Source organism: Bradyrhizobium sp. BLXBL-03 (assembly GCF_051853015.1).
Classification (GTDB): domain Bacteria; phylum Pseudomonadota; class Alphaproteobacteria; order Rhizobiales; family Xanthobacteraceae; genus Bradyrhizobium; species Bradyrhizobium manausense.
In genome coordinates this window covers 3676728-3701215 of the sequence record NZ_CP182470.1, presented here as the reverse complement: position 1 = coordinate 3701215, position 24488 = coordinate 3676728, and the positions used below count along the sequence as shown (strand labels likewise).

Annotated in this window: 21 protein-coding genes; 3 read left to right on the top strand and 18 right to left on the bottom strand. The window is 65.4% G+C overall.

Going from position 1 to position 24488, the window contains the following annotated elements:
• Positions 1 to 30 precede the first annotated feature (30 nt).
• From ACNJX9_RS17695 to ACNJX9_RS17685, 3 genes are all read right to left on the bottom strand, one after another.
• Complete coding sequence (locus ACNJX9_RS17695; protein ID WP_439409745.1) at positions 31 to 858, bottom strand: 3-keto-5-aminohexanoate cleavage protein; 828 nt, start codon at positions 856 to 858, stop codon at positions 31 to 33.
• A 115-nt stretch (positions 859 to 973) separates the two neighbouring features.
• Entirely contained in the window at positions 974 to 2362 is a 1389-nt protein-coding gene (locus ACNJX9_RS17690) for an MFS transporter (RefSeq protein ID WP_439409744.1), read from the bottom strand.
• Between the two features lie 225 nt (positions 2363 to 2587).
• Positions 2588 to 3316, bottom strand: coding sequence for an NUDIX hydrolase (locus ACNJX9_RS17685; RefSeq protein WP_057745694.1), 729 nt, complete (start codon positions 3314 to 3316; stop codon positions 2588 to 2590).
• A gap of 101 nt (positions 3317 to 3417) precedes the next feature.
• On the opposite strand from ACNJX9_RS17685, the gene ACNJX9_RS17680 reads away from it, so the two are divergent.
• Positions 3418 to 4461, top strand: a complete 1044-nt coding sequence (locus ACNJX9_RS17680; protein WP_439409743.1) for an SPFH domain-containing protein — start codon at positions 3418 to 3420, stop codon at positions 4459 to 4461.
• Entirely contained in the window at positions 4445 to 5380 is a 936-nt protein-coding gene (locus ACNJX9_RS17675) for a sugar kinase (protein ID WP_439409742.1), read from the top strand. Before ACNJX9_RS17680 ends, ACNJX9_RS17675 begins: the two co-directional genes overlap by 17 nt.
• Before the next feature lie 5 nt (positions 5381 to 5385).
• Here ACNJX9_RS17675 and ACNJX9_RS17670 read toward each other — a convergent pair whose 3' ends face one another.
• The 8 genes from ACNJX9_RS17670 to xylB all read right to left on the bottom strand — a co-directional run bounded on the left by ACNJX9_RS17670 (position 5386) and on the right by xylB (position 13755).
• Positions 5386 to 5589: a hypothetical protein gene (locus tag ACNJX9_RS17670; RefSeq protein ID WP_439410077.1), complete on the bottom strand. Its 204-nt coding sequence runs from the start codon at positions 5587 to 5589 to the stop codon at positions 5386 to 5388.
• 29 nt (positions 5590 to 5618) lie between these two features.
• Positions 5619 to 6956: a PQQ-dependent sugar dehydrogenase gene (locus ACNJX9_RS17665; RefSeq protein WP_439409741.1), complete on the bottom strand. Its 1338-nt coding sequence runs from the start codon at positions 6954 to 6956 to the stop codon at positions 5619 to 5621.
• Positions 6953 to 7405, bottom strand: a complete 453-nt coding sequence (locus ACNJX9_RS17660) for a DUF2231 domain-containing protein (protein WP_057745711.1) — start codon at positions 7403 to 7405, stop codon at positions 6953 to 6955. The genes ACNJX9_RS17665 and ACNJX9_RS17660 overlap by 4 nt, the downstream gene beginning before the upstream one ends.
• 58 nt (positions 7406 to 7463) lie before the next feature.
• The gene (fcl, locus tag ACNJX9_RS17655) at positions 7464 to 8423 is read right to left on the bottom strand and encodes a GDP-L-fucose synthase (RefSeq protein WP_439409740.1); all 960 of its coding nucleotides are present in this window, start codon (positions 8421 to 8423) and stop codon (positions 7464 to 7466) included.
• A gap of 162 nt (positions 8424 to 8585) precedes the next feature.
• Positions 8586 to 9533 (bottom strand): ABC transporter substrate-binding protein, encoded by a 948-nt coding sequence (locus ACNJX9_RS17650; protein ID WP_057745920.1) that lies wholly within the window; start codon positions 9531 to 9533, stop codon positions 8586 to 8588.
• A gap of 96 nt (positions 9534 to 9629) precedes the next feature.
• On the bottom strand, positions 9630 to 10670 hold the full coding sequence (locus ACNJX9_RS17645; protein WP_439409739.1) for an ABC transporter permease subunit: 1041 nt from the start codon (positions 10668 to 10670) through the stop codon (positions 9630 to 9632).
• Positions 10663 to 12186, bottom strand: a complete 1524-nt coding sequence (locus ACNJX9_RS17640; RefSeq protein ID WP_439409738.1) for a sugar ABC transporter ATP-binding protein — start codon at positions 12184 to 12186, stop codon at positions 10663 to 10665. The genes ACNJX9_RS17645 and ACNJX9_RS17640 overlap by 8 nt, the downstream gene beginning before the upstream one ends.
• A gap of 123 nt (positions 12187 to 12309) precedes the next feature.
• Positions 12310 to 13755, bottom strand: coding sequence for a xylulokinase (xylB, locus tag ACNJX9_RS17635; RefSeq protein WP_439409737.1), 1446 nt, complete (start codon positions 13753 to 13755; stop codon positions 12310 to 12312).
• Positions 13756 to 13999: 244 nt separating this feature from the next.
• Here xylB and ACNJX9_RS17630 point away from each other — a divergent pair, with 244 nt between their 5' ends.
• The gene (locus tag ACNJX9_RS17630) at positions 14000 to 16372 is read left to right on the top strand and encodes a glucose/quinate/shikimate family membrane-bound PQQ-dependent dehydrogenase (protein WP_439409736.1); all 2373 of its coding nucleotides are present in this window, start codon (positions 14000 to 14002) and stop codon (positions 16370 to 16372) included.
• 34 nt (positions 16373 to 16406) lie between these two features.
• Here the strand turns inward: ACNJX9_RS17630 and ACNJX9_RS17625 are convergent, their stop codons facing one another.
• From ACNJX9_RS17625 to ACNJX9_RS17595, 7 genes are read right to left on the bottom strand one after another with little or no spacing between them, the layout of a single operon-like run.
• Positions 16407 to 17786 carry an amidase gene (locus tag ACNJX9_RS17625; protein WP_439409735.1) on the bottom strand — a complete coding sequence of 460 codons (1380 nt, stop codon included), beginning with the start codon at positions 17784 to 17786 and terminating at the stop codon, positions 16407 to 16409.
• A gap of 3 nt (positions 17787 to 17789) precedes the next feature.
• Positions 17790 to 18296 carry a VOC family protein gene (locus ACNJX9_RS17620; protein WP_439409734.1) on the bottom strand — a complete coding sequence of 169 codons (507 nt, stop codon included), beginning with the start codon at positions 18294 to 18296 and terminating at the stop codon, positions 17790 to 17792.
• Positions 18293 to 19510 carry an FAD-dependent monooxygenase gene (locus ACNJX9_RS17615; RefSeq protein ID WP_439409733.1) on the bottom strand — a complete coding sequence of 406 codons (1218 nt, stop codon included), beginning with the start codon at positions 19508 to 19510 and terminating at the stop codon, positions 18293 to 18295. Before ACNJX9_RS17615 ends, ACNJX9_RS17620 begins: the two co-directional genes overlap by 4 nt.
• Positions 19511 to 20626 carry a ring-opening amidohydrolase gene (locus ACNJX9_RS17610; RefSeq protein ID WP_439409732.1) on the bottom strand — a complete coding sequence of 372 codons (1116 nt, stop codon included), beginning with the start codon at positions 20624 to 20626 and terminating at the stop codon, positions 19511 to 19513.
• Positions 20623 to 22968 (bottom strand): molybdopterin cofactor-binding domain-containing protein, encoded by a 2346-nt coding sequence (locus tag ACNJX9_RS17605; RefSeq protein ID WP_439409731.1) that lies wholly within the window; start codon positions 22966 to 22968, stop codon positions 20623 to 20625. The genes ACNJX9_RS17610 and ACNJX9_RS17605 overlap by 4 nt, the downstream gene beginning before the upstream one ends.
• The gene (locus tag ACNJX9_RS17600; RefSeq protein ID WP_439409730.1) at positions 22965 to 23456 is read right to left on the bottom strand and encodes a (2Fe-2S)-binding protein; all 492 of its coding nucleotides are present in this window, start codon (positions 23454 to 23456) and stop codon (positions 22965 to 22967) included. Before ACNJX9_RS17600 ends, ACNJX9_RS17605 begins: the two co-directional genes overlap by 4 nt.
• On the bottom strand, positions 23446 to 24324 hold the full coding sequence (locus ACNJX9_RS17595) for an FAD binding domain-containing protein (RefSeq protein WP_439409729.1): 879 nt from the start codon (positions 24322 to 24324) through the stop codon (positions 23446 to 23448). The genes ACNJX9_RS17600 and ACNJX9_RS17595 overlap by 11 nt, the downstream gene beginning before the upstream one ends.
• Positions 24325 to 24488: the final 164 nt, after the last annotated feature.

Below are 24488 nucleotides of genomic sequence, written 5' to 3'. Positions count from 1 at the left end.
CAGGAGCATGTCAGGTGCGGGACGGTCGCCCTACCGTACGATCCCGAGCAAGGATCGCGCCTCCGTCGCGGTTGCGGCTCGGCGGCCGTGCCGCGCCAAGGCCTCGCAGGCGATGCTCACGAGCTCCGCATTGCTGGCGGCGAGGCGCGTCTTGTCGACCCTGATATTGTCCTCGAGCCCGGTGCGAACCGCATCGGCGCCGCGCGCAAGGGCCCAGTCCATGACCTCGGCCTGATGGCGACCGATGCCGGCCGCGGTCCAGGTTGCCTTCGGGATCAGGCGACGCAGCTCGGCCAGCAGAATGTCGAGCACGTGCTCGTCGGCCGGCATCGCGTTCTTGACGCCCATGACGAATTGCACATGCGGACGCGCATCCATCAGCCCCGCCTCGATCAGGCGTCGTGCGCCGTGCAGATGCGACAGATCGAAGATCTCGATTTCAGGACGAACGCCATTTGCCTTCATGCCGGTGGCGAGAGTCTCGACCAGCGCGGCGCTGTTCTCATAGACAATGGTCGGAAAGTTCACCGACCCCGTCGACAGCGAGGCCATGTCCGGCTTCAGATAGAGCGATGACCCGCGTGCCGAGGGATCGCGGCCGCGCCCGCCGGTCGAGAACTGCACGATCATCCCGGGGCAATGCTTGCGGATGCCTTCCTGCACCAGGGCGAAGCGCTCCGGGTCGGAAGACGGCGTCTCGTCGTCGTTGCGAACATGAATATGGGCGAGCGTAGCACCGGCCTCGAAGGCCTGGTGCGTCGATTCGATCTGCTCGGCGGGCAGGATCGGCACCGCGGGATTGTCCTTCTTGCGCGGAACAGAGCCGGTGATGGCGACGGCAACAACAGCGGGATTCATCCTGCAACCTCATCATGTGCGCTCACGCGCATACCAAGTCGATCGATCGTCAGTCTATACCGTGAAGCCGCGCCGCTGCGAGCGTCATCGATCGCAGCGGCGCCCCCTCTCTCGGTCAGGTCCGGGCGGCGGCAGCACCGCTCGCTGCCTCCGTCCGCTGCCGATCATAGTCGGCCCGCGCGATCGGAACGGCTTTGGGATTACCGAGATCGTCGATGCGGACCCGATAGGTTTCCCGGGCCGTAACGGCTGCCAGCGCCGCGATGACCGTGATGCCGAAGGCGATCGCCCCCACCGTCAAGGGAATGTTGGCGGAGCCGGGAGGCGCCACGGTCGCGAACAGGGCCGGAAGCAGCGCGGTGATGGTGGTGCCGATGTTCTGCGAGATCGCCATCGCCGACACGCGGGTGCGGGTCGGAAACAGCTCCGGATAGAAGCTCGGGAAGATTGCGTTGTAGCCCTGATAGACCACACCCCACATCAACAGCGACAGCACGATCGCCAGCGGCACGCTCTTGATGCTGATGGCATAGAGATAGCCGAAAGCGAGCAGGCCGGAGAGCAGCGCGCCCACGACGATGGGAGGCTTGCGGCCGACCTTGTCGGACAGATTGCCGACGAAGGGAATGACGAAGATGGCCAGCATGTTTCCGAGGACCGGGATCCACAGATAGACGTCCTTGGCAAAACCGATGCCATAGGCCGGCTGCACCGCATAGGCGGCACCGAAGATGGTCGCGACCACAGGGATGACGTTCATCAGCGCCATGCAGATGACCCTGAGCATGTCGGGCCAGCTCAGCTTGATGGCCTGGACGATGGGCGAGCGCGGGGTTTCTCCCCGCCCCTCCTCGCGGGCAAAGGCAGGGGTTTCGTCGACTTCGCGGCGGATGATGTAGCCTGCGACGATGACGAAGAAGCTGAGCAGGAACGGAATCCGCCAGCCCCAGCTGTTGAAGGCCTCGGTCGGCATATAGGCCGCCAGCGGCAGGAAGACGGCGGCTGCGAGAATCTGTCCGGCCTGCACGCCCTGAAGCGCAAAGCTCGCATAGAAGCCGCGACGGCCGAACGGCGCGTGCTCCAGGATCATCGAGCTCGCGCCGGAGATTTCGCCGGCAACGGCAAAGCCCTGGATCAGGCGCAGGACGACCAGCAGGATCGGCGCGAGGATGCCGACCTGATGATAGGTCGGCAGGAGGCCCACCGCCATGGTCGACAGACCCATCAGGAACATGCAGACGATCAGAACGGTCTTGCGGCCATGGGTGTCGCCCCAATGTCCGAGCACGAAGGCGCCGATCGGCCGCGCCACATAGCCGACGCCGTAGGTCGCCAGCGATGCGACGATGGCGACGGTGGGATTTTCCGACGGGAAGAAGATTTGCGGGAAGATCAGCGACGCGGCGGTCGCGTAGATGAAGAAGTCATAATATTCGAGAGCCGACCCGATCCAGCCGCTTGCAGCGGCCTTCCTTGACTGGCTCACCTGATGGATTCCGGTCATCCTGGGAGTCCTCCAAACTGGTTTTTTTGACGTCCCTTGGCGGGCTTCTTGGAGAAATTGGGCAGCCCTCTCCGCGCGCTGTGCGGACTTTTCCGCCAGCGCTTGTCACTGCCGATACGTGCTTGAGTGACGTGATAATAGGCTGTCACCGCGCTAACACAATTACCCTGTTATGCGATAAACCTAACACGATGTTATGCCCGTCCGGAGCGGGCGGACGCTGCATCACTCCGGCGGATTGAAGGTCCGCACGAAATACACCGGCTTGCTGTTCTTCTTCAGGCGATAGAGCTGCGCCGGACGATTCGGGCCGCGCCGCATCTTAGCCACCGGCTCGATCATGTCGGCCGACAGGATCCGGGTGCGGAAGGCGCTCTTCTCCAAGGGACGGTCAAGCACGATCTCGTAGACCCGCTGCAAGTCGGGCAGCGTGAATTCCGCGGGCATCAGGTAAGCGGGCAGCGAGGTGTATTCCACCTTGTTGCGCAGGCGCTGGATCGCGCTGGCCAGGATGTCGCTGTGATCGAAGGCAAGCTTCTCCTTGAGCCTGCCGCCTTGAATCGGAAACCAGCGCGCATCTGGCGTGAGCGCGCCCGCCTCTTCCGGAATCAGCGCGAAATAGGCGTGCGTTGCCGACCAGCCGCGCGGATCGCGCGAGGCGCTCCCCCAGCTTCCGAGCTGCTCCAGATAAGGAGCGGTGACGCCGGTCTTCTCCTTCAACTTGCGCGCTGCACAGGCCGCGAGATCGCGGTCCTTCACAACGTCGACGAAGCCGCCTGGGAGAGCCAGCGCCTGCGGAAAGGGCTCGTCCTCACCGGCCGGACGCCGTACCAGCAACACCTGGAGCTGGTCGCCGCGAATCGAGAAGATCACGACGTCGACCGTGGTCAGCGGCCGCGGGAAGTCCAGATCTCCTGATTTTTCAAAGCCTTCGGCCCGATCCTCGCCTGCCACCGGCAGCCTCCTTCGTTGGGCCTTGACAGTAACATAGTTAGTTGTACAGTCCAACTTACTTAGTTGCTCAGACCAACTTATAGCAGCCATTGGAGACGGCCATGTTCGGCATCAGGTTTATCAAGGCCCAGCCCACCACCTATCTGATGAAGTACCGCGCCGGCGCCGTTGTCGCCGAGGGCACCGGCCTCTCGGCGTTCTACTATGCGCCGGTGACTACGCTCGTCGCCGTGCCGGTCGGCAGCCGCGACGCCTCCTTCATCTTTCAGCAGATCGCGCGCGACTTTCAGACCCTGACCGTGCAGGGCCACGTCACCTATCGCGTCAGCGAGCCGAAGAAAGCGGCCTCGATGCTCAACTTCACCCTGAAGCCCGACGGCAAGACCTATGAGAGCGACGATCCCGAGAAGCTGCCGGAGCGCATTCTCGGCACGGTCGAGGTGCTGGCGCAGCAGGCGATCAAGGAGCTGACGCTGAAGGAGGCGCTGCAAGCCTCCGACCGCATCGCCGACATCATCGCCGGCGGCCTGCGCGGACGCGCCGACATCGAGGCGCTTGGCCTGGAAATCCTCGGTGTCTCGATCCGCGGCATCAAGCCGACGCCTGATACGGCCAAGGCGCTGGAGGCGCAGGCGCGCGAAGCGATTTTGAAGAACGCGGACGAGGCGATCTTCGCCCGGCGCAATTTCGCCGTCGAGCAGGAGCGCGCCATTCGCGAGAGCGAGCTCGACACCGAGATCGCGGTCGAGCAGAAGAAGCGCTCGATCCGCGAGACCCAGATGGATGCCGAGGCGAGCGTTGCCGCCAAGCGCAACGAGTTGCGCGAGGCCGGCATGGCCGCGGATATCGTGCTGGAGGGCAAGCGCAAGGATTTCGTCGGCCTCAATGCCGAAAACACCCGCACTCTGGCCGATGCCGAGGCCTATCGCGTCGGCGCGCTGATGAAGATCTTCGAGGGCGTCGACACCCGCGTGATCCAGGCGCTCGCCGCCGCCGGCATGCAGCCGGGTCAGCTGATCGCGCAGGCCTTTTCCGGCATCGCCGAGAAGGCCGAGAAGATCGGCCAGCTCAACGTCTCGCCCGACCTGCTCAGCCAGCTGATCGAGAAGCCGAAGCCGGAGGCCGCCAATGCCCGCCGCCAATGATCGCAAGATCGTGCTGGTGACGCGCAAGACCAGGCTGGAAGACCTGGTCGCGCGTTACCTGACGGCGGCGCAGGCACGCTTCTATGTCGAGCATCTCGGCGCCGATTTCTCCGATTATGAGAGGGAGCACGAGGTCTACCAGGCGCAGCGGCGCGCGACACTTCAGGTGCTCGAGCAATGGGGGCGCTATCAGGTGATCGAGCGCGCATACCTTCCGAACTTCATCTTCGCCCCTGACGACATCGTGGTCGCGCTCGGCCAGGATGGCGTCGTCGCCAATACGATGAAATATCTCGACGACCATCCGCTTGTTGGCCTCAACCCCGATCCGGCGCGCTACGACGGCATCCTGCTGCCCTTCGCGCCGCGCGACCTCGCAAAGCTGCTGCCTGATGTCGCCGCCGACAAGCGCGACAGCCAGGCCGTGACGATGGCGGAGGCCCGGCTCGGCGACGGCCAGGTGCTGCATGCGGTGAACGACCTTTTCATCGGCGCGCGGACGCATGTCTCCGCGATCTACGAGATCGCGGCCGGCGGGACGAGGGAGCGGCAATCCTCGAGCGGGCTGATCGTCTCGACCGGGCTCGGCTCGACCGCGTGGTTCAAGAGCATCGTCACCGGCTCACTGGCGATCGCCGGCAGCTTCGGTCAGCCGCCCTCGCTGACGGGCTATGAGGCCCTGCCCTGGGACGCCGCTGAGCTGCGCTTCGCCGTGCGCGAGCCGTTCCCGAGCCGGCACTCGGAGACCAATCTGGTCTGCGGCCGGCTCGCATCCGAAGAGCAATTGCGCATCCGCTCGCTGATGGCGGAGAACGGCGTGATCTTCAGCGACGGCGTCGAAGCCGACCGGCTCGATTTCAACGCGGGCGCCGAGGTCACGATCGGCATCGCCAAGCGGCGCGGACGCCTGATCGTGTGAGGCCGCTAGATTCCGAGCGCGTTCTCGCCCGGCTCGCGGCCCGGCACGCTGACATGGACTTCGTGGCCCTCACGTAGTGCCAGGGACGCTGCGGCAACAGCCGACTCGAATGCGGCTTCCTTGGTGGCGTATCTGCTCTTGACGTCGCCGTCGTGCAGCACGCCCCATTCGTCCTGGACCGGTACGATCGCATATTGGGCAAGGCCCATCATCCCTCTCCTATCATTGCGCGGCTTGCCTATCGCAGCGTCACTTGCGGATGCGCCGCGGTCACCCGCCAGACCGTATTGCCGCTGTCGTCGGCGACCAGCAGCGCGCCGGTCTTGTCCAGCGCGACGCCGACGGGACGGCCGCGCGCCTGGTTGTCGCTGGTGAGGAAGCCGGTGACGACGTCCTGCGCCGGCCCGCTCGGCTTGCCGTCCGTGAACGGCACATAGACGACCTTGTAGCCGTTAAGCACCTGCCGGTTCCAGCTGCCGTGCTCGCCGACGAAGGCGCCGCCGCGATATGCTTCCGGCAGGCTGTTGCCGGTGGAGAAGGCAAGCCCGAGCGGTGCGACATGCGAGCTCAGGGCGTAATCGGGCACGATCGCCTTTTCCACGAGATCCGGCCGCTGCGGCTTGACGCGGGGATCGACGTGCTGGCCGTAATAGCTGTAGGGCCAGCCATAGAAGGCGCCGTCCTTCACCGAGGTCATGTAGTCAGGCACGAGATCGGGCCCGAGCTCATCGCGCTCGTTCACCACGGTCCACAGCGCGCCGGTCTGCGGCTCGAAGCTGAGACCGTTGGGATTGCGCAGGCCACTGGCAAAGATCCGCCAGCGGCCGCTGGCGCGGTCGACCTCGAGAATGTCGGCGCGATTGTGCTCGGCCTCCATCCCGTTCTCGGTGATGTTGCTGTTGGAGCCGACGCCGACATAGAGCCTTGAGCCGTCGGGGCTTGCGACCAGGCTCTTGGTCCAGTGGTGGTCGATCGGGCCGCCCGGCAGCGGCGTCAGCACCGTGCCCGGCGCGGTGATCTTGGTGTCGGCTTCGGCGTAGGGATATTTCACGATCGCGTCGGTGTTGGCGACGTAGAGCTCGTTGCCGACCAGGGCGACGCCGAACGGCGAATTGAGATGGTCGAGGAAGACGCTCTGCGTATCCGGTACGCCGTCGCCATTGGTATCGCGCAGCAGCGTGATGCGGTTGCTGGGCCCGGTATCGCCGCCCGAAGTCGCCCAGGACTCGATGTAGCCCATCACGATTTCCTTCGGCCGCTTGATCGCGGCGGCCTTCGGCGCCTTGGATTCCACCACCAGCACGTCGCCATTGGGCAGCACGTAGATTGAGCGCGGGTGCTGCAGGCCGGTCGCCACCGCCTTGACCTGCAAGCCCTGCGCAACATCAGGCGTCTCGTCCTTCTTCCAGCCGATGATGCGGGCGATGTGCATCGGCGGCAGCAGATATTGCTGGATGTCGGGCAGCACAGGATTGGCGCCGATCTGCGCCTTGGGATCGCCGCTGCCGTCATTGCAGCCGGCGAGAAGAGCCAGAAGCGAAGCGCATAGCAGCGCGCGCGTTTGCAAGGACATCATCGCGCAACTCCGACACCGTGGCGATACACCATGGCCCAGCCGAGCCAGCCGGTAACAGGCAGGATCAGCACGGTGAGCACCGAAAGCACCAGCCCCCATGGCCATACCGAGGTCCAGGCATCACGCGTGTGTATCAGCGCATTGATGATCGCGAGGATCAGAACCACGGCGTTGCCGATCAGATGCGGCCAGGCCGGCGTCTGCGCCCGCACCAGGCGGTTGCCGAGGAAATCGGTCAGGCCGGCGATCGCAGCCAGCACACCAAAGACGACGCCGACGAGCAGAAGCCAGGCGGAGAAATCCGCCCACATGATCTCGGCGGAGACGAGATAGACGATGTCGGTCAGCAACGCGCCGATGAAGCACGCGATCGGGATCGGCACCAGCATCGGATGAATGGGATGACCCGCGATTTGCGCAGTGGAGCGCACGGGCACGATATCTTGCACGGTAGGTCTCGCATGTCGCCCTGCCCCTGCGCCCAACTCGTGCTTGCTACGATGGTTCCTATGGCTGCGTCGGAACCAGCAGGGTCGCCCGATACGCCTCGTAGGCGCGCTCCAAGCCCTCGCGAAGCGAGGTCGTCGCGCGCCAGCCGAGCTTGTCGAGCCTGCTGACGTCGAGCAGCTTGCGCGGCGTGCCGTCGGGCCGCGACGTATCGTAGGAAATCTCGCCGCGATAGCCGACGATCTCCGCGACCACGCGCGCAAACTCGGCGATGGCGATATCCTCGCCGGTGCCGATGTTGATGAGGTCGCTGCCCGAATAGGTCTTCATCAGATGCACGCAGGCATCCGCCATGTCGTCGACATAGAGGAACTCGCGCCGCGGCGTCCCCGTGCCCCAGACGACGACGCTCCTGGCGCCCGACTCTTTCGCCTCATGGAAGCGGCGGATCAGCGCCGCGACGACGTGGCTCAATTCAGGATGATAATTGTCGCCGGGACCGTAGAGGTTGGTCGGCATCACGCTGATGAAGTCGCTGCCATATTGGCTGCGATAGGCCTCGGCCATCTTGATGCCGGCGATCTTGGCGATGGCATAGGGCTCGTTGGTCGGCTCCAGCGGACCGGTGAGCACGGCATCCTCGCGCAGCGGCTGGGCTGCCAGCTTTGGATAGATGCAGGACGAGCCCAGGAACATCAACTTCTCCGCGCCATTCACATGCGCGGCCTGGATCACGTTCGCGGCGATCGCGATGTTGTCGTAGATGAACTCGGCGCGCAGCGTGTTGTTGGCGACGATGCCGCCAACCTTGGCCGCGGCGAGGAAGACGACCTGCGGCCGCACCCGCGCGAACCAGTCGAACACTTGGGCCTGGTTGCAGAGATCGACCTCGCGCCGGTCCACGGTCACGAGCTTGACGTCCTCTCGCGCCAGCCGGCGCAGCAGCGCGCTACCGACCATGCCGCGATGGCCGGCGACGTAGACGCTCTTGCCCTTCAGCTCAAACGGTACGCTTGCCATTCGCGATGTCCCAATGCCCGATCGGCTTGCTTCCAGCTCCCGCCGAAAACCCGTCCTTCTTTGACATATCAGTCGCTGAGGTCAACCTCACAGGCGCGCCCCGGGCTGGTTTCCCGGGGCGTCCTGCTCGAATTGCCAATGGCAACAATAATTGGCGGGACGTTACTGCGAACGGTCCGAGGTCCAGCCCTTGTATTCCGAGATATTGTCGCGGGTCACGAGCTTCGAGGGCAGCAGCTCGACGGTCGAGGCCGGCTTCTGCCCATTGAGGATGCCGACGCCGACCTGCACCGCGCGCCGCGCCATGAAGAACGGGTCCTGCGAGGCCGACGCCTGGATCTGCGGCGAGCCGGGGTCCTTCAGCGAGGCCTCGATGTCGGGCGCGCCGTCGACCGCGGTGATGATGATGCCGCTGCGGTTTTGCTGCTTGGCCGCGAGATCGGTGCCGATCGCCTGGGGGTCGTTGATGGCGAAGATGGCGTCGATCTTGGGGAAGCGGGTCAGATAGCCTTGCGCAACGGTGAGGCCACCTTCGCGCGAGCCCTTGCCGTCCTGGTCGCTGGACAGCACCTTGATGCCGGGATTCTTGCCGAAGACGTTCTTGCAGCCTGTGACGCGGTCAATCACCGCGGAGACCTGCGGTCCGTTCTCGATGATGACGTCGCCCTTGCCGCCCAGCTTGTCGACAATGTACTGGCACGCGATCTCGCCGGCCTGGACGTTGTTGGTCGTCACGGTGGCATCGGCGCCTTCGGCCGCGGTGTCGACCGCGACCACGACGATGCCCGCCGCCTGCGCCTTCTTGATCGCCGGGCCGATCGCCTTGGGATCGCCGGGGTTGAGCAGGATCAGGTCGACGCCGGCGGCGATGAAATTGTCGATCTGGGTGACCTGCTTGCCGAGATCATATTCGAAGCCGACGGTGGTGATCTTCACATTGGGATTGGTCTTCTTGGCCTCGAACTCGGCGCCCTTTGACAGCGCGACGAAGAACGGGTTGCCCATCGAGCCCAGCGAGACGCCGATCGATTTGAGCTCCTTGGCAGAGGCCGGCGCGGTGGTCAGGGCAAGCGCCATCGCGGCGCCGGCGAGCATGGTCATCTTCAACATTGTCTTCCTCCCCTGGTCTGTCTTCATCCCCGGGCGCGGCAGACCAGTTGCCGCAACCGAATTTCACACCATGCGCTCAGATGCGCGTAAAACCGTTCAAGTCCTGGCGGAGCCTTGCAGCCGGTAGCGATCCAGCGCCACGGCGCCGATGATCACCAGGCCCTTGATCACATATTGCCAGATGTCGGAGACGCCGACGAGGATCAGGCCGTTCGAGAGCACCGCGATGATCAGTGCGCCGACCAGCGTCCCCCAGATCGAGCCGATGCCGCCGACGAAAGACGTGCCGCCGAGGATGACCGCGGTGATGGCATCGAGCTCGTAGCTTTGTCCGAGCTGCAGGCCGTTGGCGGCATAGAGCCGCGCCGCCTGCATGGCGCCGCCAAGGCCTGCGAAAAGCCCCGATACGCCATAGACGAAGGTCAGCACGGCCCAGACCTTGATGCCGGCAAGCCGCGCGGCGCTCTCATTGCCGCCGACCGCATAGATGTGCACGCCCAGCACGGTCCGGCGCAGCACCACCCACGACACGAGAATGACGAGCAGCGCAATGACCGACAGCCAGGGAATCGACGCGACGCCCGGAATCAGCGTCAGCGAGCCGTTGCCGATGAAGGCATAGGGAATCGACGGATTGAACACCGTGGTGTCGGCGCCGAGCAGACGCGCCAGTCCGCGCACGGCGGTGAGCGAGCCCAGCGTGACGATGAAGGGCGGCAGGCGCAACAGCGCGATCAGCGCGCCATTGACGATGCCGAAGCCAAGGCCGGTGAGCACAGCGACCGGCAGCCAAAGCGCGCTCAGCTCGGGCAGTTTGGAGACCGTCAGGCCCGCCATCGCCGAGGCGGCCAGGATCGAGCCGACCGAGAGATCGATGCCGCCGGTGAGGATGACGAAGGTCATGCCCGCGGCGAGCACGGTGTTGACGGCAGCCTGCTGCAGCACGATCCCGAGATTCTGTCCGGTGAAGAAGCGGCCATCCGACAGATAGTGGAAACCGATGCACAGCAGTAGCAGCACCGGCAGCATGCCGGCGGCGCGGATCAGGAGCCTGATGCGCTGGCGCTTCGTCGCCTCGGCAGCGGCGGTGCCGTTTACGGTCGCGGCCTTCGCCTGCGTCGATCCATTGTCAGGCATCGAGATGCTCCGTCCCCGTGGCGAGGGCCATGATGTCTTCCTGCGTTAAAGGCGCCGTCTCGGTTCGCCTGACCTCGCCTGCGATATGCCCCGACCGCATCACCAGGACGCGGTCACAGATACCGATGATTTCTGGCAGATCGGACGAAATGACGAGGATGGCGGTGCCGGCCTTGGCGAGATTGTCGATGATGGTATAGATCTCCGACTTGGCGCCGACGTCAACGCCGCGCGTCGGCTCGTCGAGGATCAGCACCTTCGGCGCAATGGCGAGCAGCCGCGACAGCAACACCTTTTGCTGATTGCCTCCGGACAGGCCTCCTGCCGGCACGCCAGGATTGGCGGCGCGGATACTGAGTCCAGCAAACGCCCTGTCGGCGCGTTCGCGCGCCTTGTCGCGGTCCAGGAACCAGCCGAGCTTGGCGTCGCGTCCGATCACGGCGAGATTGATGTTGTCCAGGCACGACATGTCGAGGAACAGGCCGAGCGCCTTCCGGTCTTCGGTCAGATAGGCGATGCCGGCCTCGAGCGCCTCGCCGGGCGTGCGGATGTCGATCGGCTGGCCTTCGAGTTCGAGACGGCCCGAAATCCTCGGTGCGGCACCAACGATCAGATGCGCAAGCTCGGTGCGGCCGGCGCCGATCAGTCCGGCAAGCCCGACCACCTCGCCGGCATGGACGGTGAGCGAGCAGCCCTTGACGCGCTGCCCATCCGCCATGTCGGTCGCCGTCAGCACGGGATGCCCCTTCCCGGCCTCGGGATCATGATCCTTCTTGTAGAAGGAGGAGACGTCGCGCCCGACCATCATGCGGACGATGGCATCGGCGCGAATATCCTGCTTGCCGAGCGAACCGACCAGCCGGCCGTCGCGCAGCACGGTGACGCGGTCACCGAGCGCATAGACCTCGTCCATGCGGTGCGAGATATAGATGATGGCAAGCCCTTCGGCGCGAAGTTGCCGGATCAGCGCAAACAGCCGCTCGCTCTCGCCGGCGGACAGCGCCGTGGTCGGCTCGTCCATGATCAGGATTTTCGAGCGCGCGTGCAGCGCACGCGCGATCTCGACGAGCTGGCGCTGCCCCATGGAGAGATGCGCCACCAATGTCGACGGTGTGAAATCCGCGCCCAGCCGCTCCAGGATCGGGCCAACACCTTCGCGCATGGCACCGCGCGCCAGCAGACCTGAACGCGACATCTCGCGGCCGAGATAAATATTCTCCGCAACGCTCAGATTGGGGGCCAGAGACAGTTCCTGATAGATGATCGAGATACCCGCGGCGCGACCGCCGAGCGGGCCGTGGATATGCACCGGCTTGCCTTCGATGCGGATCTCGCCGCCAGGATCGGGCCGGTAGGCCCCCGACAGGATTTTCATCAGGGTCGATTTGCCGGCGCCATTCTCGCCCATCAAGGCATGGACCTCGCCGGCATAGACCGTCAGGTCAACCGCACGCAGCGCCTTGATGCCGAAAAAGGATTTTGACACTCCTCGCATCTCGAGGATCGGCTCGTTCATCGTGCCTCCCGGCGCACAATGCGTTTCCTGTTCGCGCCTCGTCGGGCGCGGTTTTGCGCATTAAACAAAAGGCCGCCGCACAGGGCAACAGCGAACAGGTCAAAATGCGCAACCAAAGCGAAGCTAGTGGCGTGGCCGATACAGCTGGCGCCAGGCGGGAAGCCGCTCGGCATAGGCCCGAGCCAGCACGGGGTCAGGTTCGAAAGTCTCGACGCGTTGTGGTGGCGTGCAGACGTCTGCGACGGCCTCGCCGGTGACAGCAAGTCGCCCCAATCTCGCCGCACCGAACGCCGCGCCGGTTTCGCCTTCGGCAAAGCGATGGATCGGAACATTCAAGACGTTTGCAAGCACCGACAGCCAGAACCGGGACCGCGAACCGCCGCCGATGACGTCGGCCTCGGTCACTGCAATGCCGGCATCGCCAAGCGCGTCCCTGCAATCGGCTAGCGCGAAGGCTACGCCCTCCAGCACGGCCTGCACGATCGCCGTGCGGTCGGTGCCGTGGCTCAACCCATCGAGCATGCCGCGCACGACGGGATCATCGTGCGGTGTCCGCTCGCCCGCAAGATATGGCAGGAAGCTCACGGGCGACGGCGCCTGCGCCCGTGGGCCCAGCGGCGCCAGCAGTTCGCTTTCAGGGACGCCGAACAGGCGCGCAGCCCAGGCAAGGCACGAAGCCGCCGAGAGAATGGCGCCGGCCTGAATCCACATGCCAGGGATTGCGTGGCAAAAGGTGTGGACCACCCGGTCCGGGTTTGTCGCAATATGGTCTGATGGCGCCAGCAAGGCGCCTGAGGTTCCCAGCGAGATGAATGCAGTTCCGGGACGGATCGCGCCGATGCCGATGGCACCGGCGGGGTTGTCGCCGGCGCCGCCCGCGATTACCGGCCGGCGAACCATGCCCCAACGCTCTGCAAGCTCGCTGCGCAATGAAGCCGCCGGCGCGCACCCCTCCACCAGGCGCGGCATGTGCGCGCGCGACAGGTCGGTCGCGGCCAATGCCGCATCCGACCAGTCCCGGCGCGCCGCGTCAAGCCATAGCGAACCCGATGCGTCGGAGACGTCCTCGACGGCCTCTCCCGATAGAACGAGGCGCAGATAGGCTTTCGGCAACAGCACGCGCCGCGTCGCCGCAAAAACCTCGGGCTCGTGCTTTGCGATCCAGAGCAGCTTTGGCGCCGCAAAGCCGGGCATCGCCTTGTTGCCCGTGATCGCGCGCAAGGCGGCCCAGCGCTGCTCCAGAATGCGACACTCCCCGGCCGAGCGTCCGTCGTTCCAGAGGATGCAGGGCCGCAATGGCCTATCGTTCGCATCGAGCAGCGTCGGGCCGTGCATCTGGCCCGACAGCCCGATGCCTTCGACCCTCGCCAGCTCTTCTCCATGCGAGGCCTTCAAGGCGTCCAGCGTGGCAAAGGTCGCCTCGATCCACTGCGCTGGATCCTGCTCGAAATAGCCTTGCTGCGGCGAGGCGATCGTCAGCGCTCGACTCTCGCTCGCGATCACGCGCTGCGCGCCGTCCACCAGAACGGTCTTGACTGCGGAGGTGCCGAGATCGATGCCCAGATACATGACGGATGTGGTTCCCGGCTATTGCGAGTCCTGAAGACACGACAATGATCGTATTCAACGAGCGCGCAATTCCGAACAAAGACTTATCACATCGGATCGCAAGTTTTTGCCCGCGGATGTTGCATCGACGCAGCAGTCGAAGCTTGCCAGCTGTGGTTGACTTGACCACAGTAACTGCAACTCGGCGCCGTCTGCTGCGTTTGCACCGGACAGTGCTCGATCTTTTTGCCCCGCCGGAGCAACCATGCAGCGATCCAGGGCCGTCTTTGTCACAGGTCTCGTCTATGCCCTGATTGGTTTAGTGCTCGCCGGCGGCGGCCTCTGGCTCGCCGCGCTCGGCGGATCCATCTTCTACCTTGTTCTCGGTGCCGGGATTGTCGCGACGGCCGCGTTGTTGCTGGCACGGCGTCATCAGGCGCTCTGGCTGTTCGCGATCGTGCTGGTCGCCACGGTGGCGTGGGCCATCTCGGAGGTGCGGTTCGACTGGTGGCCGCTGGCATCGCGGGGTGACATCGTCTTTCCAATGGCGCTCTGGCTGCTCGCGCCCGTGATCGTTCGCGGGCTGCTGCGAGACCGGCCGGTGTCGTACCGAAGCGCGACGCTGCCACTCTGGATCGGCGTAGCTGCCTCTTCGGTCGTCCTCGTCATCTCGCTTCTGTCCAGCTATCACGACAGCAACGGCACGATCGCCGAGCAAGCATCGAGCGTGCCGCAAAGCGAAGCCGACCCTCAGCCGGATGGCGATTGGCGGGCGTATGGACGCACGCAATTCGGACAGCGCTATTCGCCGCTGCAGCAGATCACGCCCGACAATGTCGGCAAGCTCAAGGTCGCCTGGACCTTCCGCACCGGCGACATGCCGACACCGGAGGATTCCGGCGAGACCACCTTCGAGGTCACCCCGATCAAGGTCCGCGACACGCTTTATCTTTGCTCACAGCACCAGGTGCTGTTCGCGCTCGACGCCAGCACCGGCAAGGAACGCTGGCGATACGATCCCAGGCTGGTGTTCAACAAGACGTTCCAGCACATGACCTGCCGCGGCGTCTCCTATCATGAAACCGCTGATGCCGTCGACAGCAGCGGCGCTCCCGCGCCCGGCGAATGCCCCCGCCGGATTTTCCTGCCGGTCAATGACGGCCGCATGATCGCGCTCGATGCCGACAGCGGCAGGCCGTGCGAGAGCTTTGGCGATCACGGCAGCCTCGATCTCCAGGAAGGCATGGGGATCAAGACGCTGGGCTTCTTCGAGCCGACGTCGCCGCCTGTGGTCAGCGACAAGATATTGGTCGTCGCAGCGGCAGTGATCGACAATTATGGGGTCGACGTGCCCTCCGGTGTCATCCGCGGCTTCGACGTCTACACCGGCAAGCTGGTTTGGGCCTGGGACTCCGGCGCAGCGGATGAAAACGCGCTGCCGTCGCCGACGCGTCACTACACCAACGGCTCGCCGAATTCGTGGATCACGGCCTCGTTCGATCCGAAATTGAACCTCGTCTACATCCCGACAGGCAATAACGGACCCGACATCTGGGGCGGCAATCGCAATGCCCTGGTCGAGCGCTATTCCAGCTCGATCGTTGCGCTCGACGTCAACTCCGGCAAGCGCGTCTGGTCGTACCAGACGGTGCATCACGACCTCTGGGACATGGACGTGCCCTCGCAGCCGAGCCTGGTCGATGTCACCACGGCCAAGGGCGTCGTTCCCGCGATCATCCAGCCGACCAAGGTGGGCAACATCTTCGTGCTCGATCGGCGGACCGGCGAGCTGATCGTGCCGGCACCGGAACGCCCGGTGCCGCAAGGCGCCGCGCCCGGCGATCGCAGTGCGCCGACGCAACCGTTCTCCGAGCTGACGTTCCGCCCCGAGGCGAAGCTGACCGGCGCGGATATGTGGGGCGGCACGATCTTCGATCAGCTCTTGTGCCGGATCATGTTCCACCGGCTGCGTTACGAGGGCACGTTCACGCCGCCCTCGTTGCAGGGCACGCTCGTCTTTCCCGGCAATCTCGGCATGTTCGAATGGGGCGGCATCGCGATCGATCCGGTGCGACAGATCGCCATCGCCAATCCCATGTCGTTGCCGTTCGTCTCGAAGCTCATTCCGCGAGGTCCCGGCAATCCTCCCGCGCCGACGGCCGAGAAGCCTGTCGGCAGCGAGGTCGGCACGCAGCCGATGTATGGCACGCCGTTCGGGGTGGACATCCAGAGCTTCCTCTCGCCCCTCTCCGTGCCGTGCTACCGGCCGCCATGGGGCTCGATGGCGGCGATCGATCTGAAGACGATGAAGATCGTCTGGCAGCATCCCAACGGCACGATCCGCGACACCACGCCGCTGCCTTTGCCTTTCCGGATGGGCGTGCCGATGCTGGGCGGGCCGATCACGACCGCCGGCGGCGTTGCGTTCTACACCGGCACCTACGAATACACGATCCGGGCCTACGACGTGCGCGACGGCAAGGTGCTCTGGGAAGACCGCCTGCCCGCCGGCGCCCAATCGACACCGATGAGCTACGAGGCAGGCGGCAAGCAATATGTCGTCACCGCGGCCGGCGGTCACGGCTCGTTCGGCACCAAGCGCGGCGACTACGTCATCGCCTATGCGTTGAAGGATTGACCCGCTGCGGCATCGTTATCCCAGCTTCACCCCGTCAGGGCGAATTCGGCCATCGGTGCACGAACAGCCGGCCTTCATATTCTCGAGCAAACCTCACCAGCGGGCCATCATGATCGCGGCCCGCGATCACTTGAAGTCCGACAGGAAGCGCACCGTCCGGGATGACACAAGGAAGAGACATGGCAGGCAGGCCGAGTGCATTCACGATCGCCGTGAACACGGCATGGCCGCGCGGCCCGACCGGCTGGCCGTCGATGACGGGGGGATGGGATTCGGCGGCCGGCCACGGCATCGCGGCGGCGCACGGCGTGATCAGGAAGTCGTACTGCGCGAACAACGCATCGAAAGACCGGCGCAAGGCTGCGACCTGGTCGAGTGCATTGAGATAGTCGCGCGCCGACAGGCGGCGCCCGGCCGCCTCCATCTCGGCGATGGCGGGACTAACCTGGCCCTGCCAAGCTGGATGCTGTTCCAGGAGCCAGGCGACCCCGGTCTGGCTGATCACGGGCCACACCGCTTCAAGCGGATCGGCCAGCGTGAACGGAGAAAGGGTCTCGACGTCGAGGCCGAGCGCCCGAGCCTCCGCGATCGTGCGTTCGATCACGTCGCGAATGAAGGGGTCGACGGGCGCTCCGCCAAATGTCGGCGCATAGGCGATCCGCGGCCGTGGCGGCAACGGCGCAGCCATGAGGCGCGGCCACGCCGGCGCAGCGATCACCTCCATCGCTGCGAGAACATCCTCGACGCCGCGTGCGATCGGGCCGATCACCTCGAACTCACCCAGGATGGCCGGAAAACCTTTGCCGCGCACCACTGTGTCGCGCGAGGGCTTGAAGCCGACGAGGCCGGTATGAGCGGCCGGGCGCCGGATCGAGCCGCCGCCGTCGGTGCAGAGCGCGAACGCGCACATGCCGGTGGCAACCGCCGCCACCGCACCGCCGCTCGAACCACCTGGTGTCAGAGCCGGATCCCAGGGATTGCCGGTGGTGCCGAACAGCGCATTGTCGGTGTAACCGTGCACGGTGAATTCAGGCACGTTGGTCTTGCCGAGGATGATGGCGCCGGCCTCGCGCAGCCGGCGCACCGGCAATTCGTCCTCATCGGGCACGAAGTCGCGATAGAGCTTCGACCCCCAGGTTGCGCGCAGCCCCGCGACGAGGATGTTGTCCTTGACCGTAACAGGCACGCCGTCGAGTGCACTTGCGGGCTTCCCGTCGTGCCAACGCCGCGCGCTTGCATCTGCCGCGGCGAGCGCGCCCGAAGCATCCAGCGTCACGATCGCATTGAGGCGCGGATTGGTCGCGGCGATATGTGAGAGCGTCGCCTCGATCACCGCGCGTGGCGAAAGGCCATCCGCAAAGGCGCGCGCGAACTCACACGCCGACATGGCCCAGAGCGGAGCGCGATCGTTCATGGATCAGCCGAGTTTCGGGTAGGTCGCCTTGTCGAAGAAGCTCGCGCCCGCGACATATTTGCGGCCCGGCGACACGTCCGGCTTCTCCTCGCCTTCGCCCGATGATTCGAAGGTCAGCTCGAGCTGCACGCCGGAGGGATCGTAGACGAACAGCTGCCACAGCGAGGTGCCGGGCACGATGAATTCGCGCCAGTCGAGCCCGGCGGCCTTGAAGCGCGCCACATAGGAGCGATAGCCCGAGCAGGACAGCGAGACGTGATCGATCGCCGCCGTGCCTGATGGCGCCTTGCCTTCGGGGCCGAGCGCGGGGCCGCCGGCATAGACGTGGATGATGCCGAGCCCGCCCGGCTGGGGGCAGCCGAGCCAGGCACCGGGATAGCCGAAATCGGGCCGGGGAAATTCGCGCAGCCCGATGATCGCGGTCCAGAACGTCCTGGTCGCGGCGAGATCATCGGTCTTGATCGCGATGTGATAGAGACCATGGACGGTCGCGAGCGGCAGATCGGTCATCTCAATATCTCCTCACGCTTGCCGCCGTCGATCGGCGGGCCGATTTGACGATACAGCGCCTTCAGATTGTTGCGAAAGGGCTCGTCACTCTTCTTGCGCGTGCCCGCGACCGGATCTCCGCCAACGAGAATCGTGTCGCTCGCGGCCAGCGACAGCTCCATCACGAAGCGCATGCGATCAGACCGCAGCGCCTCGATCTCCGCAAGCCACGCCGCGACGTCACGCACACCGCCCTGATGGCGTTGCGTGATCAGCGCGGCCGCACAGGCGGCATCCTCGATCGCCTGGGTCGCGCCCTGGCCGAGCGTCGGCACCATGCCATGAGCGGCGTCGCCAAGATAGAGCACGTTGCAGTCGGCGGCGCGGTAGAGCAAATCATGCTCCTGCATCCGCGCCCAATGGGTGTCGGCGACTCCATTGCAGAGCTGGTCGATCAGCCAGCGCGCCTGGTCGCTCGGCGGCGCCTCCGTCGGTGTATAGGCGGCGCGCAGTGCCTCAGGCACCTTGCGGGCCTCGGGGATCTCCCCCTCGATCGGGAACGTGCCGGCCAGATACACGTGATCCGGCGGCACGCGGAACGCCAGCAACCGGTTCGGCCCGTTGAACCATTGCTCATAATCGTCGATCAGGCCGCGCGAGGTGTCAGGCACCAGGAGACGCGAGATCGCAACGCCCGTGAGGCGCACCGGCACTTCGCCGGAGATGGTCCGCCGCACATCGGAGTAACGGCCGTCGGCCGCAATCAGGAGATCGATGCCGTCAAGCCGATGCTCGCTTCCATCCTGGCGCCAGGCGACTTCTGTCCTTCGCGGATCGGCGGCATCGCGCGCGATTTTCGTAACCTCGCAGCCATAAGCGACGCTCGCGCCGGCTGCCTCGCGCAACACGCGGTAGAGCTCCGACCAGCGGATACGCCAGCCGGGCCCATCGGCAACGTCCTTGAGCGGCAGATCGAACAGTACGGTGCCGTCGGTGAGCGATATCCGCCAATTGGCCCAGACGAAGCTCGCCGCCGTGATGCGCGCGGCAAGCTCCGGATCGACCGCACGCAGCGCCTTCACCGCGTTCGGCCCGACATTGAGCCCGGTGCCGGCTTCGGAATGGTCATCGCGGCTGACCCGCTCGAGGCAGACGACTTCGACGCCGTCGAGCGCTGCAAGCCGCCGCGCCATCACGCATCCCGCGACGCCAGCGCCGATGATGACAATCCGCATCTAGCCAGCCCCTTCCTGCGACGCGATCACGGCGATCAGCCCGCCGCCATCCGGCCCCTGATGCTCGGCGCCTCCAGACACGAAAATGCGTCCATCGCCGATCACGCCGGCCACGAGGCCGGCAACCGCACCTCTTATGTGCCGCTGCGCGTTGATATCGGTGTCGTCGAGCATGGTGTGGCGATGGCCGCGGATCCGGCCGCGCCGGTCCGGCTCGCATTTGACCAACACCGAGGCAATGCGCGCCCAGTCCACGGCGGACACCTGCGGGCTGGCCGCGATGCCGAGATCGGCGAGCACGTCGACCACCGCTCCGATATCGAGCGCATCGCTCATGGGCCGGTGCGCGATGCGCAAATTGCCCGCCCAGTTCGGGCTGTTGCCGAGCACCACGACCTCGTTGCTTTCGACCTCGACGCCCGAGGAGATGCTGGCACGCGGCGACTGGATGGCGAAATCGGCGAGCAGCGACGCATCGGTGAAGTCATCCGGCCCGATCTCGGACAGCGCGAGCGCGACGCCAAAGGCGCCGGCGGCGCGCGCAAAGGCCATCGATTTGTTGGGATCGCTGGTGAGCGGCGTCTTGCCGGCGGCGATGGCCGCCGTCGCCCGCGCCACCGTCACGCAGGGGCATTTCACCTGGACGAAATGCACGTCCTCAATCCGTTCGATTCCGGCGTCGCGCATTGCGGCACGCACGGTCGCCGCCACGCTCTCGACATGAGCGCGCCGACCGACCTCTTCGGCCGGCACCGGAGCGCTGAAGGCAGTTCCGATTGCCAGCGCGGACGGATGGTGCTTTGCGGCTTCGCTCTCGCCGACACAGAAGACGCTGTAATGCGGGCTCATCACGCCCTCGGTGCCGCCGGACAGCACGCAGGGGATCTCGCGGATCAGCTCGGCGGCCGGCCGCCCCCGATGCTTCGACAGCAGCGCCATCAGCGTCTGGGTGAAGTAGCCGCGGGTAAAATCGTTGACGCCGCCATTGCCTTCGGTCTTGCCGATGATGGCCGCGACGTCGGCCGCCTTGATCGTGCCGCGCACGATCAGATCATCGAGTTCGGAGAGGTCGCCGGGATGGGCCATCGACAGGCGAAACACGCGTGCTGTTCTCATGCGTCCTCCTGTCGTGTCAGCTCGAACAGCCGGCTCGGGCTCAGTGGAATTTCGAGCAGCTCGACCTTGCGCGAGGTGAGCTGCAGCGCATCCTCGATCGCCTGCGCGAACACCGCACCCACCGGGATGGCTCCCGCCTCGCCCGCGCCCTTGATGCCGAGCGGATTGAGCGGCGAAGGCGTCACCGTATGGTCGAGCTCCATGCGCGGCACGTCGAGCGCGGTCGGCAGCAGATAATCGGCGAGCGAAGCGTTGAGGAGCTGGCCCTGATCGTCGAAGGCAAGCTTCTCGAAGAAGGCATTGCCGATGCCCTGCGCTACGCCGCCGTGGATCTGGCCTTCGAGGATCATCGGATTGATCACCGTGCCGCAGTCATGGACCACGACATACTTAAGCACCTTCAGCTCGAAGGTCAGCGGATCGATCTCGACGATCGCGGCATGAACGCCGTTCGCAGTTGCGCCGGAGGGCGGACCGAAATATTGCGTCGACTCCAGCCCCGGTTCGGTACCCGGCCTCACCGCACCGCGCATCGGATTGGCGCGCTGCGCGAGTTCGCCGAGGCGGATGAATTTTCCTGGAATCCCCGCGATCGACACTTTTCCGTCGGCAAGGACGAGGTCCTCCTCGGCGCATTCGAAGGCGTCGGCCGCGAGCTTCAGGGCTTTCCGCCTCACCGCGGCCGATGCCTCGCTGACGGCGTTGCCGGCTACCACCGCGCCACGGCTCGCAAAGGTCCCGGCGCCCCAATAGAACTGATCGGTGTCACCGGTGACGATATCGACATCGGAAGGATCGACGCCGAGCTGGTCGGCGACGATCTGCGCGAAGCTGGTGAAATGCCCCTGCCCCTGGGTGCCGATGCCGGTCGCCACGTTCACCTTGCCGTTGGCCTGCACCTGCACCTTGGCGCCCTCATAGGGGCCGATGCCTGTGCCTTCGACGTAGCAGGCAACACCGATGCCGACGCAGCGTCCCTCCTCGCGAAACTTCGGCTGCTCCTCCTTCAGGAAGCGCTGATATCCGATCGCGTCGAGCGCCTTGGCGAGCACAGGCTCGTAATTGCCGCTGTCATAGCTGAGCGGCGCAAAGTCCTGGAAGATGATCTGATTGTTGTACGGAAAGGCGTCCGGTGGAATCAGGTTGCGCCGCCGGATCTCGGCGCGATCGATGCCGAGCTCCCGCGCGGCCAGATCGAGCAGCCGCTCGATCACGAAAACCCCGTGCTGCCTGCCGGCGCCGCGATAGGGCGTGACGATCGGCAGATTGGTGAAGACGGCCGTGAACGTGCTGTCATAGGCCGGGATCACGTAGGGGCCGAGCAAGGTACACTGGCTGTTGATCGGTACCGTCAGGCCGTACGTATTGTAGGCGCCGGTGTCGTGCAGGAAGACGTCCTTGACGCCGAGGATGCGGCCGTCGGCCGCGAGCGCGATTTCGGCGTCGTGAATCTGGCCGCGCTCATGCGTGGTCGCGACGAAATGCTCGAGCCGGTCCTCGATCCATTTGACCGGACGGTTGAGCCGCATGGAGATCCACGGCAGCGCCACCTCTTCCGGGTAGAACATCATGATCTTCGGCCCGAAGCCGCCGCCGACGAAGGGCGCGATGACGCGCACCTGCCGCTCGCCGAGGCCGAGCATGGCGGCAAGGCCGTTGCGGATGAACACCGGCGCCTGGGTCGTATCCCAGATCGTCATCTGCTGGCCGCGCGCATTCCAATGCGCGACCACGCCGCGGGTCTCGATCGGCGAGGAGATGCCGTGCTCGTAGCGAAAGCGGCGCTTGAGGATGATCTGCGCGTTCGCGGCGGCCTTGCGATAGTCGCCCTTGACCTGGTGGACATGGGCCGCGACATTCGAGCCGAGGTCGTCATGGACCGGCACCGACGAGGACGTCAACGCCTGCTCGATGTCGACGACCGCAGGCAGCGTCTCCAGCTCCACATCGATATCGTCGAGCGCGTCCTCGGCGAGGTAGCGGCTCTCTGCGACGACAACAGCGAGCGGCTCGCCGACATAGCGCACCTTGTCCCTGGCGAGCGGCACCTGGGTGCGCGGATTGAAGGTGATTCCCGGAATCGGCGGGGGCTGCACCAGAAGCGGACCGGGCTGCCAATAGTCGCCATAGTCCTCGGCAACATAGACCGCGACGACGCCCGGCCGCTGTCTCGCGCGCGATATGTCGATCTGCTTCAGGCGGGCATGCGCAACCTGGCTGCGCAGGAAGGCGACATGCAGCATATCAGGCAGCTCGACATCGTCGATGAACAGCGCCTGTCCGGTCAGGAGCTTCCTGTCCTCGTTGCGCTTGACCGGCGCGCCGAAGAAGCGGGTGCTCATGGCGCCTCCTCCCGCATCCGCGCGGCCGCATCCATCATCGCATCGACGATGTTCTGATAGCCGGTGCAGCGGCAGAGATTACCAGATAGCGCCTCTCGCACCTCGTCCTCCGACGGCGATGGATGCTCGTTCAGATAGGCCGTCATGGTCATCAGGATCCCGGGCGTGCAATAGCCGCATTGCAGGCCGTGATGGGCGTGCATCGCCTGCTGCACCGGATGCAGCTCGCCGCTCGCAGGCGCCAGCCCCTCGACCGTCCCAAGCGCGTGGCCGTTGGCCTGCACCGCCAGCATCAGGCAGGACCGAACCGGATCACCGTCGAGAAGGATGGTGCAGGCCCCGCACACGCCGTGCTCGCAGCCGACATGGGTGCCGGCGAGCCCCAGCTCGTGACGCAGGAAATCGGACAGCAGCAGGCGCGATTCCACCGTGCGCCGATATCCGGTGCCGTTCACCGTGAGCTCGATCTCGTGGTGGTCAGGCTGCATGGCTGATCCGTTGGTGAGCAGTGCGGATGGCGCGCTGGACCAGCACGCCGGCCACATGCCGCTGGTAGTCCGGGCTGGCGTGAACGTTGCCGGACGGCGCGATGAGGTCCCGCACGCCTGCGGCGACCGCTTCGACCGCATCGCCGGTCAAACGGCTGCCGATCATCGGCAATGCTGCGGCACCAGCATCCACCGGCGTCTCGCCGACGCCGCAGAGCGCGAGCCGCACGCTGGCGCAGCGGCGCTCCTCGTCCAAGGACACGACGGCCGCTACGCCTGCAATGGCAAAATCGCCGCGGCGGCGGGCGATTTCCATGAAGCAGGCGCCGCTGCGCGGGGCCAGGACCGGATAAGTGATATCGACCAGCATCTCGTCGCTGGCGAGGTCGGTGGTGAGCAGGCCGGCAAAGAAGTCGGACGCCGCCACCGTTCGCTCGCCTGCTGCCGACCTGATCCGCATCCTTGCCTGCATGGCGATTGCGAGCGCCGGCAGCTCCGATGCCGGATCGGCGTGGGAGAGATTGCCGCCGATGGTGCCGCGGTTACGAACTTGCGGATGCGCGATATGCGGCAGTGCGTCGGCGAACAGCGGACAGTTCCTGAGGAAGTCGCCATCCCGCTCGAGCGCCCGATAGCGCGTCAAGGCACCGACCCTGACCTGCCCCGCCTCCGGGCGATCAATGCCGGAGAGGCGCGTGAGCGCGTTGATATCGATCAGCACCGAAGGCCGCGCCAGGCGAAAATTCATCGCCGGGATAAGGCTTTGGCCACCTGCGAGAAAGCGCGCTTCGTCGCCGTGTTCGGCCTTCAGCGCGAGCGCGTGGTCGAGCGACGACGCCAGGACATATTTGAATGGAGCAGGCTTCATATGGCTCGCATATCGAGGGCTCGCGCGCTTGTTGCGAAAGCGAACACGAAACTATCTGCTGTGAACAAGGCAAGTCAAAAGTCACCCGCGCGTCAATTGCTTCGAAATCAGACAAAAACCTGCTTATTATGCACTTCGCCTGCGTAAAGATTGGGCGCGCCACG